17 protein-coding genes are annotated in these 15,995 nt (G+C 71.7%); 11 read left to right on the top strand and 6 right to left on the bottom strand.

What is annotated here, in order from left to right; translation table 11 throughout:
- The first annotated feature begins 4 nt into the window (after nt 1-4).
- The 3 genes from K4B79_RS26175 to K4B79_RS26185 are packed head-to-tail and all read left to right on the top strand — an operon-like array spanning nt 5 to nt 3,314.
- A complete protein-coding gene (locus K4B79_RS26175) occupies nt 5-883 on the top strand; it encodes a hypothetical protein (protein WP_232029354.1) in 879 nt (292 codons plus the stop codon).
- Complete coding sequence (locus K4B79_RS26180) at nt 880-2,022, top strand: hypothetical protein (protein WP_232029355.1); 1,143 nt, start codon at nt 880-882, stop codon at nt 2,020-2,022. The genes K4B79_RS26175 and K4B79_RS26180 overlap by 4 nt, the downstream gene beginning before the upstream one ends.
- 2 nt (nt 2,023-2,024) lie before the next feature.
- Nucleotides 2,025-3,314 carry a hypothetical protein gene (locus K4B79_RS26185; RefSeq protein WP_269463985.1) on the top strand — a complete coding sequence of 430 codons (1,290 nt, stop codon included), beginning with the start codon at nt 2,025-2,027 and terminating at the stop codon, nt 3,312-3,314.
- A gap of 112 nt (nt 3,315-3,426) precedes the next feature.
- On the opposite strand, the gene K4B79_RS26190 is transcribed toward K4B79_RS26185, so the two are convergent.
- Nucleotides 3,427-4,965 (bottom strand): peptide MFS transporter, encoded by a 1,539-nt coding sequence (locus K4B79_RS26190; protein ID WP_232029356.1) that lies wholly within the window; start codon nt 4,963-4,965, stop codon nt 3,427-3,429.
- Between the two features lie 298 nt (nt 4,966-5,263).
- On the opposite strand from K4B79_RS26190, the gene K4B79_RS26195 reads away from it, so the two are divergent.
- Together K4B79_RS26195 and K4B79_RS26200 are read left to right on the top strand one after the other, a co-directional pair.
- Complete coding sequence (locus K4B79_RS26195; RefSeq protein WP_232029357.1) at nt 5,264-5,941, top strand: response regulator transcription factor; 678 nt, start codon at nt 5,264-5,266, stop codon at nt 5,939-5,941.
- A 107-nt stretch (nt 5,942-6,048) separates the two neighbouring features.
- Entirely contained in the window at nt 6,049-7,326 is a 1,278-nt protein-coding gene (locus K4B79_RS26200; RefSeq protein WP_232029358.1) for an ATP-binding protein, read from the top strand.
- 56 nt (nt 7,327-7,382) lie between these two features.
- Here K4B79_RS26200 and K4B79_RS26205 read toward each other — a convergent pair whose 3' ends face one another.
- Nucleotides 7,383-7,937, bottom strand: a complete 555-nt coding sequence (locus K4B79_RS26205; RefSeq protein WP_232029359.1) for a GtrA family protein — start codon at nt 7,935-7,937, stop codon at nt 7,383-7,385.
- A 152-nt stretch (nt 7,938-8,089) separates the two neighbouring features.
- Here K4B79_RS26205 and K4B79_RS26210 point away from each other — a divergent pair, with 152 nt between their 5' ends.
- The 3 genes from K4B79_RS26210 to K4B79_RS26220 are packed head-to-tail and all read left to right on the top strand — an operon-like array spanning nt 8,090 to nt 10,952.
- Nucleotides 8,090-9,229: a 5-(carboxyamino)imidazole ribonucleotide synthase gene (locus K4B79_RS26210; RefSeq protein WP_232029360.1), complete on the top strand. Its 1,140-nt coding sequence runs from the start codon at nt 8,090-8,092 to the stop codon at nt 9,227-9,229.
- Nucleotides 9,226-9,750, top strand: a complete 525-nt coding sequence (gene purE, locus K4B79_RS26215; RefSeq protein ID WP_232029361.1) for a 5-(carboxyamino)imidazole ribonucleotide mutase — start codon at nt 9,226-9,228, stop codon at nt 9,748-9,750. Before K4B79_RS26210 ends, purE begins: the two co-directional genes overlap by 4 nt.
- Nucleotides 9,751-9,755: 5 nt before the next feature.
- Nucleotides 9,756-10,952: a dipeptidase gene (locus tag K4B79_RS26220; protein ID WP_232029362.1), complete on the top strand. Its 1,197-nt coding sequence runs from the start codon at nt 9,756-9,758 to the stop codon at nt 10,950-10,952.
- On the opposite strand, the gene K4B79_RS26225 is transcribed toward K4B79_RS26220, so the two are convergent.
- Nucleotides 10,901-12,043, bottom strand: coding sequence for an alkene reductase (locus K4B79_RS26225; protein ID WP_232029363.1), 1,143 nt, complete (start codon nt 12,041-12,043; stop codon nt 10,901-10,903). The genes K4B79_RS26220 and K4B79_RS26225 overlap by 52 nt on opposite strands.
- 79 nt (nt 12,044-12,122) lie before the next feature.
- Here K4B79_RS26225 and K4B79_RS26230 point away from each other — a divergent pair, with 79 nt between their 5' ends.
- The gene (locus K4B79_RS26230) at nt 12,123-12,482 is read left to right on the top strand and encodes a MerR family transcriptional regulator (protein WP_232029430.1); all 360 of its coding nucleotides are present in this window, start codon (nt 12,123-12,125) and stop codon (nt 12,480-12,482) included.
- 26 nt (nt 12,483-12,508) lie between these two features.
- Here the strand turns inward: K4B79_RS26230 and K4B79_RS48355 are convergent, their stop codons facing one another.
- Nucleotides 12,509-13,201 carry a response regulator transcription factor gene (locus K4B79_RS48355; RefSeq protein WP_232029364.1) on the bottom strand — a complete coding sequence of 231 codons (693 nt, stop codon included), beginning with the start codon at nt 13,199-13,201 and terminating at the stop codon, nt 12,509-12,511.
- Nucleotides 13,202-13,332: 131 nt separating this feature from the next.
- Here K4B79_RS48355 and K4B79_RS26240 point away from each other — a divergent pair, with 131 nt between their 5' ends.
- Nucleotides 13,333-14,511 (top strand): dipeptidase, encoded by a 1,179-nt coding sequence (locus K4B79_RS26240; RefSeq protein WP_232029365.1) that lies wholly within the window; start codon nt 13,333-13,335, stop codon nt 14,509-14,511.
- 31 nt (nt 14,512-14,542) lie between these two features.
- Here K4B79_RS26240 and K4B79_RS26245 read toward each other — a convergent pair whose 3' ends face one another.
- Complete coding sequence (locus K4B79_RS26245; protein ID WP_232029366.1) at nt 14,543-14,935, bottom strand: VOC family protein; 393 nt, start codon at nt 14,933-14,935, stop codon at nt 14,543-14,545.
- Between the two features lie 15 nt (nt 14,936-14,950).
- Nucleotides 14,951-15,310, bottom strand: coding sequence for a VOC family protein (locus K4B79_RS26250; RefSeq protein WP_232029367.1), 360 nt, complete (start codon nt 15,308-15,310; stop codon nt 14,951-14,953).
- A 103-nt stretch (nt 15,311-15,413) separates the two neighbouring features.
- Here K4B79_RS26250 and K4B79_RS26255 point away from each other — a divergent pair, with 103 nt between their 5' ends.
- Complete coding sequence (locus K4B79_RS26255; RefSeq protein WP_232029368.1) at nt 15,414-15,920, top strand: CGNR zinc finger domain-containing protein; 507 nt, start codon at nt 15,414-15,416, stop codon at nt 15,918-15,920.
- The last annotated feature ends 75 nt before the right edge of the window (nt 15,921-15,995 follow it).

A 15,995-nucleotide genomic window follows, 5' to 3' on the forward strand; every position in this document is an offset into this window, starting at 1 on the left:
GCCGATGCTGTCAGCCGCCACCCGTGCCCTGTCCCGCCTGTCTCTGTCCGGTCTGTCTCTGTCCGGCTTCTCTCTGGCCGGCCTGTCGCTGCTGGTCGTCCTCGTCGGACCCGTCCCGTCGGCTGTCGCCGTATCCGCCGCCGACGGGTGGTCCGTCGCGCCCTCCGGCGGCGGCCGGCCCGCCTTCTACGCCGAGGGCGCCCCCGGGACGGTCCTCCAGGACACGCTGTCCGTGACGAACCGGGGCACGGAACCGGTCACGGTACGGCTCTCCGGCGCCGCCTTCGCGCAGGGCACCGTCCGCGTGCCGGCCCGCACCCGCGCCGACGTCCCGTTCACGGTGACCGTCCCGGACCGCGACCGGACCGGCGCGATCGTCGCGCGCGACACCGCGGGGCGCACCGGACGCGTCCCGCTGCACCTGCGCTCGGCCGTTCCCGACCTGTCCGCGCTGACCGTCGAGCACCTGTCCCTACGCCCCGACGGTATCGCGTACGAGCTGGTCAACCGCGGTACGACCACCCTCGCGCCGAGACTCGCGGTGCGCGTGGACGGCCTGCTCGGCCCGGTCCTGGAGCGCGCCCCGCGTACCCTGCCCGTCGAGCTGCCCCCGGGCCGCCGGCTGAGGCTCACCGAGCCGTGGCCCGACCGGCCCGCGCTGGACGCGGTCGACGTACGGCTGACGGTGACGGCGGCGGGCGGGGCCCGCGACACGGCACGCACATCGGCGCGGTTCGTGCCCTGGGGCACGGCCGCCGGAGCCGGGGGCGCGGCCCTCTCGGCCGGCGCCTTCCTCGCCGTACGACGACGAAGGCGCCGTAGGAGCGGGCGCGGGCCCGAATCCCCAGGTACGGACGTCGAGTTGACGGGAGCGATGACGTGAGCGGCAAGGTGCGGACCGCGGTGCCGGTGGTGCTGGCGGCGGTGTTCGCGCTGCTCGTGCTGCCCTTGGTGGGCACGTCGGCGGTGGCGGCGGACGGGCCGCGTGTGAAGCTGTCCAAGACGCAGGCGGGGACCGGGGGTTCGATCACCGTCACCGGTGAGGGATGGCGGGCCCGGACCCTGCTGATGATCCTGATCTGCGGGCAGTCCGTGCCCTCGCGGGGCGTGGTCGGCGGCACCAACTCCTGTGCCAACGCGGACGGCAGGGCCGCCACCACCGACGCCGAAGGACGTTTCAGCCGGAAGTTGCCGGTCGCCGAACCGCCGGTGCCGTGCCCCTGTGTGGTGCACGTGGCGACGGTGACGGGCGCGAAGGCCGAGGCCGACGCGATCTTCCAGGTCGCCGGGCACGCCGTCGAGCCGCTGCCCGCCGACACGGCCGGGGGACGGCTGTCGGTGCTCACGGACACCCGGCTGGAGGGCTCCGGCGGGCTGCTCACCTGGTTCGGGGCGGCACCCGCCCGGACGATCGTGCTCACCGTCGGCAACGTCGGCACCTCCGCCGTCAAGGACCCCGTCTTCCAAGTCGGCACCTCCCACGGGGTGTTCGCCCCCGAGTGGCAGGAACAGCGCTGGCGCGGCACCGTCCAGCCGGGCCGGAAGGCGCGCATCGAACTACCCGTCGAGCTGCCCGGCGGGGCGCACGGCGACTACACCGTCTCGCTCAAGTACGGCGGCAAGGTCCTCGCCGAGCAGCCCTGGGACGTGGGGCGGCCCTGGGGCGTGACCCTGTTCTGGATCCTGGTCTGCCTGGTCGTACCGGCGGCCCTCTTCCGTGTCGGGATGGCGGTGGTCGACCGGGTCCGGCCGCGCCGCGCGGGCGGTGTCCGGCACCGCGGGCTGCGCCTGCCCGAACTGGCCCTGCACCTCCCGGGGGTGAAGCCCTCCCGGGCCGCACACCGGGCGGTCCCCTCTTCTCCGACCCTGCCGTGGTTCACCCCGGACGAGGATCCGGGCACGGCCGGGCGGCTCTCCGCACCGCACGGCGACAGCCCGACGAGTCCATCCAGTACGTCGAGCCCGCCGAGTAAGTCGAGTACGTCGAGTCCGACGACTCCCACCACGAAGGGACCCACGTGAGCATGCGAAGGAGAGCCGCACCGGCCGGGACGAAGAGGAGAAGAGCGGGCGCGGCCGCGGTCGCGCTGGTGCTCGGCGGGGCCGGCGCCCTGCTCGGCGTGGCCGCGGGGACCGCTCAGGCGGCGGAGGTGGCGTACGCGACGCGCTGCGTCCCGCCCGCGGGCGTCGGGCTCGACCCGGTCGAGGGCACCACCGAGGTGGAGATCACCGCACCGGCCACCGCTCGGGTGGGCCAGGAGGTCGAGGTGGTGTGGAGGTTCGTCCGGGCCGCCTCGAAGAACCCCGACATCATCGACCTGCCCGCCGACTCGGTCCAGCCGTCCGGCACCTTGAAGGCCGCCGGCGCCCAGACCGCGGACATCGCGATGCGGGGGCCGCGCCAGAACCCCGCGATTCCCAAGGGCGGGGACATGGTGCTGTCCGCCATGAAGGGCACGTTCAAGCCGACGACGGCCGGGCGGGTGACGCTGACTCCGGACGCGTACGTCGTCAACGCCATGTCGACGGACACCAAGTGCGCGCCCACGGAGGCCGTGAAGGCGGCGGCGACGATCGACGTGACGGCGGGGGAGGGGAGTTCGACTCCGACACCGACCCCGACCTCCACACCCTCTCCGACCCCGACCTCCACACCGACTCCGGCTCCGACCTCCACACCCACCGGGACGCAGACCGACTTCACCGGCAAGGAGGTCGACATCCCCTACACCTGCCAGTCGCCCATCGGTGAGAAGAAGGCGACCTCCACGATCCAGATCAACGCCAAGAAGGACGGCGGCGGTTACGGCCTCACCGTGCGGTTCAAGAACTCCCCGATGGACAGCCCCGCCGACATCCCCGCGGACTCGGTCAAGCCGTCCATGGAGGTGGTTCTCGGCGGCGACGACAAGGGCTCGGTCCACGTCGAGGGCCCCACCAATTCCGAGGCGATCAAGGCGGGCGACCCGATGGAGATCTCCGACATGACGGGCGCGTACAAGCCGGGCGCGACGGGTGAGTCGACCCTGTCACCGGGTGTCCTGACGATCGAGGCGCTGGGCACGACCACGACGTGCAGGCCGGACCGGACGGACGTCTCCCTGACCCTGACCACGCAGGAGCAGGAGGGCGGCGCGTCGGGCGGCTCGTCGTCCTCCGGCGATTCGTCATCGTCCGGATCTACGAGCGGCGGCCTGGCCGCGACAGGCGCCGAGGACGACAGCGGCCTGAAGGCCCTGGGCCTGGTGGCGGGAACGGCGGTCCTGCTCGGCGCGGCAGTCTTCACGTTCCTGCCAGGACGCAGGACGCGGTAGTCGGGCCTCCAGGGGCGCGAGGCTGCATCATTATGCGGCTCCGCCGCGTGGGCGCACCTGGCCGAAACAGACGAGGCCGCCGCACCCACGTGAGTGCGGCGGCCTCGTCGGTTCAGTGAACGTCCCCCATCAAAGACTTCACCTTCCGCCGGTACATCCACACCGCGAACCCGGCGAGAGCCGCAAGCGCCGCCTCACCGAACACCGCGGGCGTCCCGCTCAGATCGACCCCGGCGATCGCCGGGTTGGACAGCAGGCTCGTGATCGAGTCGCCCGCGGTCACCGCGAGGAACCAGACGCCCATCATCTGCGAGGCGTACTTCGCGGGAGCCATCTTCGTCGTCACCGACAGACCCACCGGCGACAGGCACAGCTCGCCCACGGTCTGGATGAAGTAGATGCCGACCAGCCACATCGGGCTGACGGCCGTGCCGTTGGCGGCCATGCCGAGCGGGATCAGGAAGAAGAAGAACGAGACGCCGACCAGGATCAGACCCATCGAGAACTTCACGATGGTGCTGGGCTCCTTGCCCCGGCGGTTCAGCCACACCCACACGAAGGCGAAGACCGGCGCCAGCGCCATGATGAACAGCGGGTTCAGCGACTGGTACCAGGAGGACGGGAAGTCGAAGCCGAGCAGCGAGCCCGCCGCCTTGCCCTCGCCGAACGCCTGGACCGTGGACGCGCCCTGGTCGTAGATCATCCAGAACACGGCGGCCGCGACGAAGAACCAGATGTAGCCGGTCATCTTCGACTGCTCGGTGGCCGTCAGTTCCTTGTCCCGCTTGATGCGCAGCAGCACGCCCGCCGGGACGACCAGGCCGATGACCGTGAGCGGGATCATCGCCCAGTTCAGCGTGAAGTGACCGGTGAAGCCGACCACGCCGTAGAAGACGGCCGCGACGATCACCCAGGTCAGGCCCTTGGTCAGCCAGGAGCGGCGCTCCTCGACGGACAGCGGCTTCGGGACGAGGCTGCTCTGCGGGCTCAGGTGGCGGGTGCCGAGCAGGAAGGCGATCAGGCCGATCGCCATGCCGACCGCGGCCATGCCGAAGCCGAGGTGCCAGTTGACCTCCTGGCCGACGGTGCCGATGGCCAGCGGGGCGAAGAACGCGCCCGCGTTGATGCCCATGTAGAAGATCGTGAAGCCGCCGTCGCGGCGCGGGTCCTCGGGGCCGTCGTACAGGTGGCCCACCATCGTGGAGATGTTGGCCTTGAGCAGACCGGAACCGGCCGCGACCAGCGCGAGCCCCGCGAAGAACGGGGCCTGACCGCCCGGCAGCGCCAGGGTGAGGTGGCCGGCCATGATGGTGACGGCCGCGATGGCCACCGTCTTGCGCGGGCCCCAGACACGGTCACCGAGCCAGCCGCCGGGCATGGCGAGCAGGTACACCATCGCCGAGTAGACGGAGACGATCACGGTGGTGGTCGCCACGTCCATGGCGAGGCCGCCGCCCATGCTGCCCTTGCCGGCGTCGGGGCCGCCGGAGAGCAGATAGACGGTGAGCAGGGCCTTCATGCCGTAGTAGGAGAACCGCTCCCACATCTCGGTCATGAAGAGAGTGGCCAGTCCGCGGGGGTGGCCGAAGAAGGTCTTCTCGGACCCGGGGGTGCCGGGGGAGACCGAGTCCTTCGTCAGGCTGGACGCCATGGTCGATCCTTGCTGGTGGGGGTTTTCCGCACACAAAAGAGACCTTCAGCGTCACAACATCGCCAAAGGTCCCCGCGGTGCTACAGGCGATCTTTTCACCATACGGCAGGATGTGGCCGAAAATGGAAGGGCTTGAGACACGGATCACAGGCAACCCGGGAACCGTACACCCTGTTTCTAAGGTCCCTTCACAGTTCGCACCCCACACCCACAGGTTCGCCCCAGTTCCGCCAAAGGTAAGAATCACGGGCCCACGGTCACACCCCAGGTTCGGTCAAGAGCGGTCTACCATCAGGTCATGACCCGTGTACTGCTCGCCGAGGACGATGCGTCCATCTCGGAGCCGCTGGCCCGTGCTTTGCGCCGGGAAGGGTACGAGGTCGAGGTGCGTGAGGACGGACCCACCGCGGTCGACGCCGGACTCCAGGGCGGTATCGACCTGGTCGTGCTCGACCTGGGTCTGCCCGGCATGGACGGCCTCGAAGTGGCCCGCCGACTGCGTGCCGAGGGCCACACCGTGCCCATCCTCATCCTGACCGCGCGCGCCGACGAGGTGGACACCGTCGTCGGTCTGGACGCGGGCGCCGACGACTACGTCACCAAGCCCTTCCGGCTGGCCGAACTGCTCGCCCGGGTGCGGGCCCTGCTGCGGCGCGGTGCCGCGGAGCCGGCGCAGCCGCCGGCCACCCACGGCGTGCGGATCGACGTCGAGTCGCACCGCGCGTGGATGGGGGACGAGGAGCTCCAGCTCACGGCGAAGGAGTTCGACCTGCTGCGCGTCCTCGTGCGGGACGCGGGCCGGGTGGTGACCCGGGACCAGCTGATGCGGGAGGTCTGGGACACGACGTGGTGGTCGTCGACCAAGACGCTGGACATGCACATCTCGTGGCTTCGCAAGAAGCTCGGGGACGACGCAGCGAATCCTCGGTACATCGCCACGGTCCGCGGTGTCGGGTTCCGGTTCGAAAAGAGCTAGAGGTACGTCGTCGGGTGCGGGTCCCCTGTGGCTGGTCGCGCAGTTCCCCGCGCCCCTAGGGGGCTGCCCTCGCCCTTGGTCGAAAATCACTGTTCCGGAGGGGCCCCGTGCGTCGCCGTCTCATCCAGTCCACCCTCGCCGTGGTGCTCGTCGTCATCGGCGTGTTCGGGGTGTCGCTCGTCATCGTGGAGACGCGGACCATCTCCACCAGTGCGCAGGAGAAGGTGGACTCCGAGGCGCAGCGGCTGGCGAGCATCGTGGACAGCAGGCTGCTGGCCGCCGGAACCGTCGACGCGAAGGTGCTCCGGGACCAGGTGGCGCAGGAACGGTACGCCGTGATCCGGATGCCCGGGAAGCCGGACATCGAGGTCGGCACGCGGGCGGCCGGTGACGTCATCGAGGGCAAGGCCAAGGGCGAGGAGGGCGAGACCGTCATCGTCCAGGAGCCCCGCTCGTCGGTGACCCGCGAGGTGGGCCGGACACTGCTGATCATCGGGCTGGTGGCGCTGCTCGCGGTGGTCGCCGCGGTGTTGCTGGCGATCCGCCAGGCCAACAAACTCGCCTCCCCGCTCACCGACCTCGCGGAGACCGCCGAGCGGCTCGGCTCCGGCGACCCCCGCCCCCGGCACAAGCGGTACGGCGTCCCCGAGCTGGACCGGGTCGCCGATGTGCTGGACTCCTCCGCCGAGCGCATCGCCCGCATGCTCACCGCGGAACGCCGGCTCGCCGCCGACGCCTCCCACCAGCTGCGGACACCGCTGACGGCGCTCTCCATGCGGCTGGAGGAGATCACCCTCACCGACGACCCGGACACGGTGAAGGAGGAGGCCACCATCGCGCTGACGCAGGTGGAGCGGCTGACGGACGTGGTGGAGCGGCTGCTCACCAACTCCCGCGACCCGCGCACCGGCTCCGCCGTCACCTTCGACCTCGACGAGGTCATCCAGCAGCAACTCGCCGAGTGGCGCCCCGCCTACCGCAGCGCGGGCCGGGCCATCGTCAGCTCCGGCAAGCGGCACCTGACGGCGGTCGGTACGCCGGGGGCGGTGGCGCAGGTGCTGGCCGCGCTGATCGAGAACTCCCTCATGCACGGGGGCGGCACGGTGGCGCTGCGCACCCGCGTCACCGGCAACCAGTCCGTGATCGAGGTCACCGACGAGGGGCCCGGCGTGCCCGCCGACCTCGGGGCGCGGATCTTCGAGCGGGCGATCAGCGGCCGCAACTCCACGGGCATCGGCCTCGCCGTGGCCCGCGACCTCGCGGAGGCCGACGGGGGACGCCTGGAGATGCTCCAGACCCAGCCGCCGGTCTTCGGACTCTTCCTGTCCCGCACGCACCTGAAGAAGCCGGCGGCGGAGGAGACGGCGGACCAGACGGTCCGCTGACGGGCCGGGGCCGGGGCTGTCGTAGGGCGCAACCGGCTACGGCAGGCGCGGACCGGCTACGGCACGCGCTGCGTCGGTCGCGGCTTCTTGACCTCCGTGGCCGTCGCCAGGAACGACTCCGCGCTCGCGACCGCCTCCTTGGCGGGCAGGGCCTTGAACACCCAGGTGCGGTAGGACCAGAAGCGGAACAGCGTGGCGATACCGATGCCGACGAACTTGAAGATGTTGCTCTGGAGCGGGCTGTCCCAGCCGAAGCCGTAGGTGGCCGCGTAGAGCACGCCGTTCTCGATGACCAGGCCGACGGCGCTGAACAGCAGGAACAGGGTGAGTTCCTTGGTACGGCCGCTCTTGTCGCGGTCCCGGTAGGTGAAGTACCGGAACCCTATGTAGTTGAAGACGATCGCGACGACGGTGGCGATGACACTGGCCCGCACGACCTGGAGCTCGGTGCCGTGCCGCACCAGGTTGAAGACGAGGAGGTTGACCAGCACTCCGGCCCCGCCCACCGCGCCGAACTTGACCGCCTCACGGACCAGCCGGTCCAGGCGTTGCCGCGCCGCGCTGCGGGGAGCCGGAGGCCCCGTACGGAGCCCCGAGGAACCACGTCCCATGGCTTGTGAGGCCCCCGTCCGTAGATTTCGTCAACTCAGCCATGCTAACCACCCCCCTTCGTGATCGCTTGTGCGTCGGCTCACGGATCGGTAAGAACATGCTCAGGTGGGCAGGAATTCGGCCACCGTGGCGCGGCCGATACCCTGGGGGCGTGACGTTCCCGGTAGTCGGCATGGTCGGCGGGGGCCAGCTCGCTCGTATGACACACGAAGCAGGCATCCCGCTCGGCATCAAATTCAAGCTCCTCAGTGACACCCCTCAGGATTCCGCGGCGCAGGTGGTGAGCGATGTAGTCGTCGGTGACTATCGCGACCTCGACACGCTGCGCGAGTTCGCGCGGGGCTGCGATGTGATCACTTTCGATCACGAACACGTCCCCACCGAGCATCTGCGGGCCCTGGAGGCGGACGGCATCCCCGTCCGCCCCGGCCCGGACGCGCTCGTGCACGCCCAGGACAAGGGCGTGATGCGGGCGCGGCTCGACGCGATCGGGGTGCCGTGTCCGCGGCACCGGATCGTGAGCGACCCGGCGGACGTGGTCGCGTTCGCGGCCGAGGGCGACGGCTTCCCGGTCGTCCTCAAGACCGTCCGCGGCGGCTACGACGGCAAGGGCGTGTGGGTCGTCGATTCGGCGGAGGAGGCCGCGGACCCCTTCCGGGCCGGCGTCCCCGTCCTCGCCGAGGAGAAGGTCGACTTCGTCCGCGAGCTCGCCGCCAACGTCGTACGGTCGCCGCACGGCCAGGCGGTCGCCTACCCGGTGGTCGAGTCGCAGCAGGTGAACGGCGTCTGCGACACGGTGATCGCCCCGGCACCCGACCTGGACGAGACGCTCGCCCTGCGGGCCGAGGAGATGGCCCTGTCGATCGCCAAGGAACTGGACGTCGTCGGCCACCTCGCCGTCGAGCTGTTCCAGACCCGCGACGGCCGCATCCTCGTCAACGAACTCGCGATGCGCCCGCACAACTCCGGCCACTGGTCGATGGACGGCGCGATCACCAGCCAGTTCGCCAACCACGTCCGCGCGGTCCTGGACCTCCCCCTCGGCGACCCGCGCCCGCGCGCGAAGTGGACCGTGATGGTCAACGTCCTCGGCGGTGACTACCCGGACATGTACTCCGCGTACCTGCACTGCATGGCCCGCGACCCCCAGCTCAAGATCCACATGTACGGCAAGGACGTGAAGCCCGGCCGCAAGGTCGGCCACGTCAACACCTACGGCGACGACCTGGACGACGTGCTGGAGCGCGCCCGTCACGCAGCCGGCTACCTGAGAGGCACGATCACAGAATGAGCCCCGTTGTTGGCATCGTCATGGGGTCGGACAGCGACTGGCCCGTCATGGAGGCCGCCGCCAAGGCCCTGGACGAGTTCGAGATCGCCTACGAGGTCGACGTCGTCTCCGCGCACCGGATGCCGCGCGAGATGGTGGCCTACGGTGAGCAGGCGGCCGACCGCGGGCTCAAGGTGATCATCGCGGGCGCGGGCGGTGCGGCCCATCTGCCCGGCATGCTCGCCTCCGTCACCCCGCTCCCCGTGATCGGCGTGCCCGTGCCGCTGAAGTACCTCGACGGCATGGACTCGCTGCTGTCGATCGTGCAGATGCCGGCCGGTGTCCCGGTCGCCACCGTCTCCGTCGCCGGTGCCCGCAACGCGGGCCTGCTCGCGGCCCGGATCCTCGCCACCCACGACGAGGAACTCCTCGGCCGCATGCGGGACTTCCAGCAGGAGCTGAACGACCAGGCCACCGAGAAGGGCAAGCGGCTGCGGGCCAAGGTCGACGGGGCGGGCGGCGGCTTCGGTTTCGGCAAGTGACCGCCGTGGCCTCTCCCTCCCCCTCGCCCTCGGCGGAGGCGGCCCGGGAACTCCTGCGCGCGTTCCCGGTCGTCGACGGGCACAACGACCTGCCCTGGGCACTGCGCGAGCAGGTCCGCTACGACCTCGACGCCCGGGACATCGCCACCGACCAGAGCGCCCACCTGCACACCGACCTGGCCCGGCTGCGGGCGGGCGGGGTCGGCGCGCAGTACTGGTCGGTGTACGTCCGCTCGGACCTGCCCGACGCGGTGCCCGCGACGCTGGAACAGATCGACTGCGTACGGCAGTTGATCGCGCGGCACCCGGCCGACCTGCGGGCCGCGCACACCGCCGCCGACATGGAGGCGGCGCGCGCGGAAGGCCGTATCGCCTCGCTCATGGGCGCCGAGGGCGGCCACTCGATCGCCAACTCCCTCGCCACCCTGCGGGCGCTGTACGCGCTGGGCGTGCGCTACATGACCCTCACGCACAACGACAACAACGACTGGGCGGACTCGGCCACCGACGAGCCGCGCGCCGGCGGCCTGACGGCCTTCGGCCGGGCGGTGGTGCGGGAGATGAACCGCGAGGGCATGCTCGTCGACCTCTCCCACGTGGCGGCGACGACGATGAGAGACGCCCTGGACACGTCCGCGGCCCCGGTGATCTTCTCCCACTCCTCCTCCCGCGCCGTCTGCGACCACCCCCGCAACATCCCCGACGACGTACTGGAACGCCTCCCCGCCAACGGCGGCATGGCGATGGTCACCTTCGTCCCGAAGTTCGTCCTCCAGGCCGCCGTCGACTGGACGGCCGCCGCCGACGACAACATGCGCGCCCACGGCTTCCACCACCTCGCCACCACCCCGGAGGCGATGAAGGTCCACCGCGCCTTCGAGGAACACCACCCGCGCCCCGTCGCGACGGTCTCCACGGTCGCCGACCACCTCGACCACATGCGCGAGGCCGCCGGCATCGACCACCTCGGCATCGGCGGCGACTACGACGGCACCGCCTTCACCCCCGACGGCCTCGACGACGTCTCCGGCTACCCCAACCTCATCACCGAACTCCTCGACCGAGGCTGGTCCACCACCGACCTCGCCAAGCTCACCTGGCAGAACGCGGTCCGGGTGCTGGGCGCGGCGGAGGACGTGGCGCGGGATCTTCAGGCCACGCGCGGCCCGTCCAACGCCACCATCGGCGCACTGGACGGCTGATCGCCGAGGGCGGGGTAGTCCGTGTAGCCGGTCGCTCCGCCCACGTACATCAGGTAGCGGTCCCGTACCGGGTTGAGGGGGGCGCCGAGGTGGAGGCGGGTGGTCAGGTCGGGGTTGGCGAGGAAGGGGCGGCCGAGGGCGATCAGGTCGGCGCCGGAGGTGAGGAGTCGGGCGGAGGCCTGGGTGACGGCCTCCGTGGTGATCTCCGGGAGGACCGGGTTGGCGATGAGGATGCCTGGCCAGTCGGCGCGGATGCGGTGGTAGACGGGGGAGGCCGGGTCGGCGTACACGATGTGCAGGTAGGCGAGGCCCAGGCCGGCGAGGCGCTTGACGAGGGCTGGGTAGAGGGTCTCCGTGTCGTCCTCGGTGATGCCGTTGACGGTGTGGCCGGGGGAGATGCGCAGGCCCACCCGGTCGGCGCCGATCTCGGCGGCTACGGCCTCGGTGACCTCCGTCGTGAAGCGGATCCGGTGGGGGACCGAGCCGCCGTAGGCGTCCGTGCGGCGGTTGGTGTTGCCCGCCAGGAACTGGTGCAGGAGGTGGCCGTTCGCGGAGTGCACCTCGACGCCCCCGAAGCCGGCGTCGAGCGCGTTGCGGGCGGCGCGGGCGAAGTCGGCGGCCGTGGAACGGATGTCGGCGAGGGTCATCTCGCGGGGGACGACGGACTCCCGGTGGCCCCCGGGCGTGAAGATCGTCTCCGGGAGCGGGACGGGGGAGGGCGCGACCGGGGTGTGTCCACTGGTCGCCGGGTGGCCGACCCGGCCGCCGTGCTGGAGCTGGAGCACCATCGGGCCCCCGCCGGCCGCGCGCACCGCGTCCGTCACGCGCCGCCAGCCCGCCACGTGCGCCGGGGTGTGGATCGCCGTGATGTTGGGGTACGTCTGCCCGACCGCGTTGGGGGTCGAGGCCTCGGCGACGATCAGGCCGGCCGAGGCCCGCTGGGCGTAGTAGGTGGCCATGAGCGGGGTCGGGGTGCCGTCGGCCGCGGCCCGGTTGCGCGTCAGCGGGGCCATGACCAGGCGGTTGGGGAGGGTCAGAGGGCCCAGCCGAGTGGGAGAGAAAAGGTCCGTGGGAGCTGTTGTGCGCGTCATGGACGCACGGTAGAACCTGACACAGGTGTCAGATTCAAGTGCCGGATTCACGTCCGTCAGGGAGGCAGGGGAGGCGATCGTGCGGATCGGTGAACTCGCCCGGCGCACCGGCGTGAGCGAGCGGTCCCTGCGCTACTACGAGCAGCAGGGGCTGCTGACGGCGGGGCGTACGGCCGGCGGCCACCGGGACTATGCCGAGGTGGCCGTCGACCGGGTCATCCGGATCCAGGAGCTGTACGCCGCCGGGCTGAACAGTTCCAGGATCGCGCGGTTGCTGCCCTGCATGCGGGACGCCGACGGTGGTCCCTCCGTCGTCGCCACGCCGAAACTCGTCGCCGACCTCACCGAGGAGCGCGAGCGCATCGACCGGATGATCGCCGACCTGGTCCGGTCCCGGGACACGCTCGACGAGGTGATCGACGCGGCACGCGGGCGCTGAGGCGGGCGCCGGGCCGTGGGCGGGGATCAGCCGCGGGTCATGGTGTAGCCGACGCCGCGTACCGTCCTGATCAGGGACTGGTCGTCGTCGCCGAGCTTGCGGCGCAGGTAGTAGACGTACGTCTCGACGGTCCCGGAGCGGAAGGGCGCGCCCCAGACCCGCTCCAGGATCTGCTGTTTGGACACGACCTGGCCGGCATTGTCCATGAGGTAGGCGAGCAGCTCGAACTCGCGGTCCGACAGGTCGACGCGGGCGCCGTTCCGCCAGACGGCGCGGCGGCCCGCGTCCACGGAGAGGGCGCCGTTGCGCAGCAGCCGGCTCTCGTCGGCCCGGTCGCGCTCCAGCAGTTCCTGGGCGCGGGCCACCGCCTCGGGGACCGCGAGCGGCTTGGTGAGGTGGCCGTCGGCGTCCGACATCACCCGGCGCACCGCGGCCCCGGCCTCCCGGTCGCCCGGGGAGGTCAGGAACAGCACCGGCGCCTGGACACCGGCGGCGCGCAGCTGGTCGTAGGTCTCGAAGGTGTCGCCGTCGGGCAGGGCCGTGTCCAGGACGACCAGGTCGGGTCGGACGGAACGGCCGATGGGTATCGCGAAGCGGCCGCGGTTGGCGGCGAACACGTCGAAGTCCAGCTCGTTGAGGGCGGCGATCAGGGGTCTGGTGCGGTGGTCGGCGTCCACCACGAGGACGCGGGCCGGGGTGGGGGGTTTTTGAAGGTTCACGTACTTACATACGAAGAAGGGCCGCTGAAGGTGCCCGGCGGCCGCATACCCCGAACGCCCCGCCCACCAGGAAGGCCCCCCGGCTCCGTGGCACGGTGACCCTACGGTGATCACGACGTACGGAGCCCGTCATGGCAGACCTCCAGGACGAACTGCACACCACGACCGAGGTGGGCGCGCTCGACGACCTGCCCCCGTCCCTTCCCGCGTCCCTTCCCCCGTCCCTTCCCGACCCGGACGACCTGCCGGAGTCCCTCTCCGATGCCGTCGGGGCGGCCCGCACCGCCGTCGCCGATCCGGGCGCCACCCCGCTGGAGCGGGCCCGCGCGCTTCTCGACACGCACCCCGTGGCCGACGGCTACAGCGGCCTGCCGTGGGCCCTCCGGCATCTGCCCTGGTTCGACCTGGAACTCGGTGAGAGCGCCGTCGACACGGACGTGCCACGCCTGCGCGAGGGCCATGTCGGCGCGCTGCTGTGGTCGCTGCACCTGCCCGAGGGCCTCGACGGCGACCGGGCCGTCGGCGCCACCCTGGAGCAGCTGGACCTGGTCAGGACGGTGGTGCGCGCCCACCCCGAGGGCCTGCGCCTCGCCTACACCGCCGGACAGACCACGGACGTGCGCCACTGCGGCCGGATCGCCGTCCTGCTCGGCCCCGCCGGCGCCGCCGCCCTCGGCGACTCGCTCGGCATCCTGCGCTCCCTGCACGCCCTCGGCCTGCGCGCCCTCACCCTGTCCGGGGTGTCCTGGGCGAGCGAGGCCGGACTCACCCGGTTCGGCGAGGAGGTGCTGCGCGAGATGAACCGCCTCGGTGTCCTCGCCGACCTCTCCGGCGCCTCCGAGGAGACCGTCCGCCGGGCCATCGCGGTCTCCAAGTCGCCGGTCCTGTGCACCCGTTCCGCCGCCCGCGCCCTGCGCCCGCACCCCGCCAACCTGCCCGACGACCTGCTCGCCGAGCTGGGCGCCGCCAAGGGCCTGTGCATGGTGCCGCTGACCGCCGAGCAGACCGGCGCGACCGTCCGTGACGTCGCCGACCACCTCGACCACGTGCGGACGGTGGCCGGCGCCGAGTGCGTGGGCCTGTCCGGTACGTACGACGCCGGCACCGCCCACCCGCAGGAACTCGCCGACGCCTCCTGCTACCCGCACCTCATCGCCGAGTTGCTCCGCCGCGGCTGGACCGACGACGACGTCGCCCTGCTGACCTGGGGCAACGTCCAACGCGTCCTGCGCGGCGCGGACTTCACCGCCCGGGCGGCCCAGCAGCGGCGCGAGCCGTCCACGGCGAAGATCGCGGAGCTGGACGGGTGAGTTCTTCTCGGACCGGGTCTCGGACCGGGTCTCAGACCGGGTCGATCCGGCAGAGGCAGAAGGGATGCCCCGCCGGATCGGCGTACACCCGGAAGTCCTTCTTCTCGTAGTCCTCCCGGTCCAGCACCCGCGCCCCCAGTGCCAGCACCTTCTCCTCGGCGGCGTCGATCTCCTCCCAGGTGGTCCCGCCGTCGAAGTCGAGGTGGAACTGCTGCGCGTTGCGGTCGGAGCGCGGCCACTCCGGCGGGGTGAGGTCCGGCGCCCGCTGGAAGCTCAGCCGGGGGCCGCCGGGGATCCTCAGGACGACCCAGTCCTCGTCCGCGGCCTCGGGCGTACCGCCGCCGACCTGAGCGTAGAAGGCGGCGAGCGCGGGCGGGTCGGGGCAGTCGATCACGACGGTGCGGAAACGGGCGGCCGGTTCCATGAGCGTCCTCCTGACTCAGCAGGCGCAGAGGCAGAACGGGTGCCCGGCGGGATCCGCGTAAACCCGGAAGGTCCGCGTGTGGTCCTCCGCGTCCAGCGGCTTCGCGCCGAGCGCCAGGACCTCCTTCTCCGCCGCGTCCAGGTCCTCGACGGTCAGGTCCAGATGGAACTGCTGCGAGTGGTCGGCCGCGGGCCATCGCGGCGGTACGAATCCGGGGGCGGCCTGGAACGCCAGCGACCGTCCGTCGGGCAGCTTCAGGTCCACCCATTCCCCCTCGCCCTCGACGGTGCCGCCGAGCACGTCGGCGTAGAAACCGGCGAGGGCGCGCGGGTCGGGACAGTCCAGGACGACGGCACCGAGTTCGGCGAGAGCCATGACTTCCTCCTTGAGGTCATCGCGCGTGGTCACTGTTACCTATTGAAGCGGGCAACCAGTAACGGTTACTGCATGCTGCCCCATTGGCGGTAACGTGGCAAGCATGAGTGAGAGATCGCCCGCGCCCGGAGGACTCGCCCTGATCGAGTCCCTGGTGAACACGCTGGACATCGAGGCGGGCGCCGACGCGCTGGACACCGCGGAGGAACGGGCGCGTCTCGGGCTCACGGAGGAGGAGCTGCCGGGCGCGCGCGAACTGCGCGAGTCCCTGCGCGCCGCCCTCCTCGCCCACGCCGGCCACCCGCCGCACCGCCCGGTGACCCCGCTCGGCGAGCTGCTCGCGCGGGCCCCCCTCGTCGTCACGGTCCACCCGTCCGACGGCTCGGCCGCCCTCGCCCCCTCCGACACGGGGCCCCTGCTCTCCCGGGTGGCGGCAGCCGTCGCCCAGTCCCTCGTCGACGGCACCTGGACCCGCCTCAAGGCCTGCGAGGCCACCACCTGCCACTGGGCCTACTACGACCGCAGCCCGGCCGGCCGCGGCCGCTGGTGCTCCATGCAGGTCTGCGGAGCCCGCGCCAAGATGCGCCGCTACCGGGCGGCGAAGGACTGAGCGCGGGGCCGAGCGAGCCCGAGGACGGGGCCGGCCGCCGGGAGGCCCCTTCACGTCCTCCTCGGTGGCTCCTAC

Source organism: Streptomyces lincolnensis (assembly GCF_021173675.1).
Classification (GTDB): domain Bacteria; phylum Actinomycetota; class Actinomycetes; order Streptomycetales; family Streptomycetaceae; genus Streptomyces; species Streptomyces lincolnensis_B.

What these genes read in the sequence shown, in the direction of transcription:
- K4B79_RS26175 (WP_232029354.1), top strand. Translation starts at nt 5, where the DNA reads ATGCTGTCAGCCGCCACCCGTGCCCTGTCCCGCCTGTCTCTGTCCGGT.
- K4B79_RS26185 (WP_269463985.1), top strand. Translation starts at nt 2,025, where the DNA reads ATGCGAAGGAGAGCCGCACCGGCCGGGACGAAGAGGAGAAGAGCGGGC.
- K4B79_RS26190 (WP_232029356.1), bottom strand. Translation starts at nt 4,965, where the DNA reads ATGGCGTCCAGCCTGACGAAGGACTCGGTCTCCCCCGGCACCCCCGGG.
- K4B79_RS26195 (WP_232029357.1), top strand. Translation starts at nt 5,264, where the DNA reads ATGACCCGTGTACTGCTCGCCGAGGACGATGCGTCCATCTCGGAGCCG.
- K4B79_RS26205 (WP_232029359.1), bottom strand. Translation starts at nt 7,937, where the DNA reads ATGGGACGTGGTTCCTCGGGGCTCCGTACGGGGCCTCCGGCTCCCCGC.
- purE (WP_232029361.1), top strand. Translation starts at nt 9,226, where the DNA reads ATGAGCCCCGTTGTTGGCATCGTCATGGGGTCGGACAGCGACTGGCCC.
- K4B79_RS26225 (WP_232029363.1), bottom strand. Translation starts at nt 12,043, where the DNA reads ATGACGCGCACAACAGCTCCCACGGACCTTTTCTCTCCCACTCGGCTG.
- K4B79_RS26240 (WP_232029365.1), top strand. Translation starts at nt 13,333, where the DNA reads ATGGCAGACCTCCAGGACGAACTGCACACCACGACCGAGGTGGGCGCG.
- K4B79_RS26245 (WP_232029366.1), bottom strand. Translation starts at nt 14,935, where the DNA reads ATGGAACCGGCCGCCCGTTTCCGCACCGTCGTGATCGACTGCCCCGAC.
- K4B79_RS26250 (WP_232029367.1), bottom strand. Translation starts at nt 15,310, where the DNA reads ATGGCTCTCGCCGAACTCGGTGCCGTCGTCCTGGACTGTCCCGACCCG.
- K4B79_RS26255 (WP_232029368.1), top strand. Translation starts at nt 15,414, where the DNA reads ATGAGTGAGAGATCGCCCGCGCCCGGAGGACTCGCCCTGATCGAGTCC.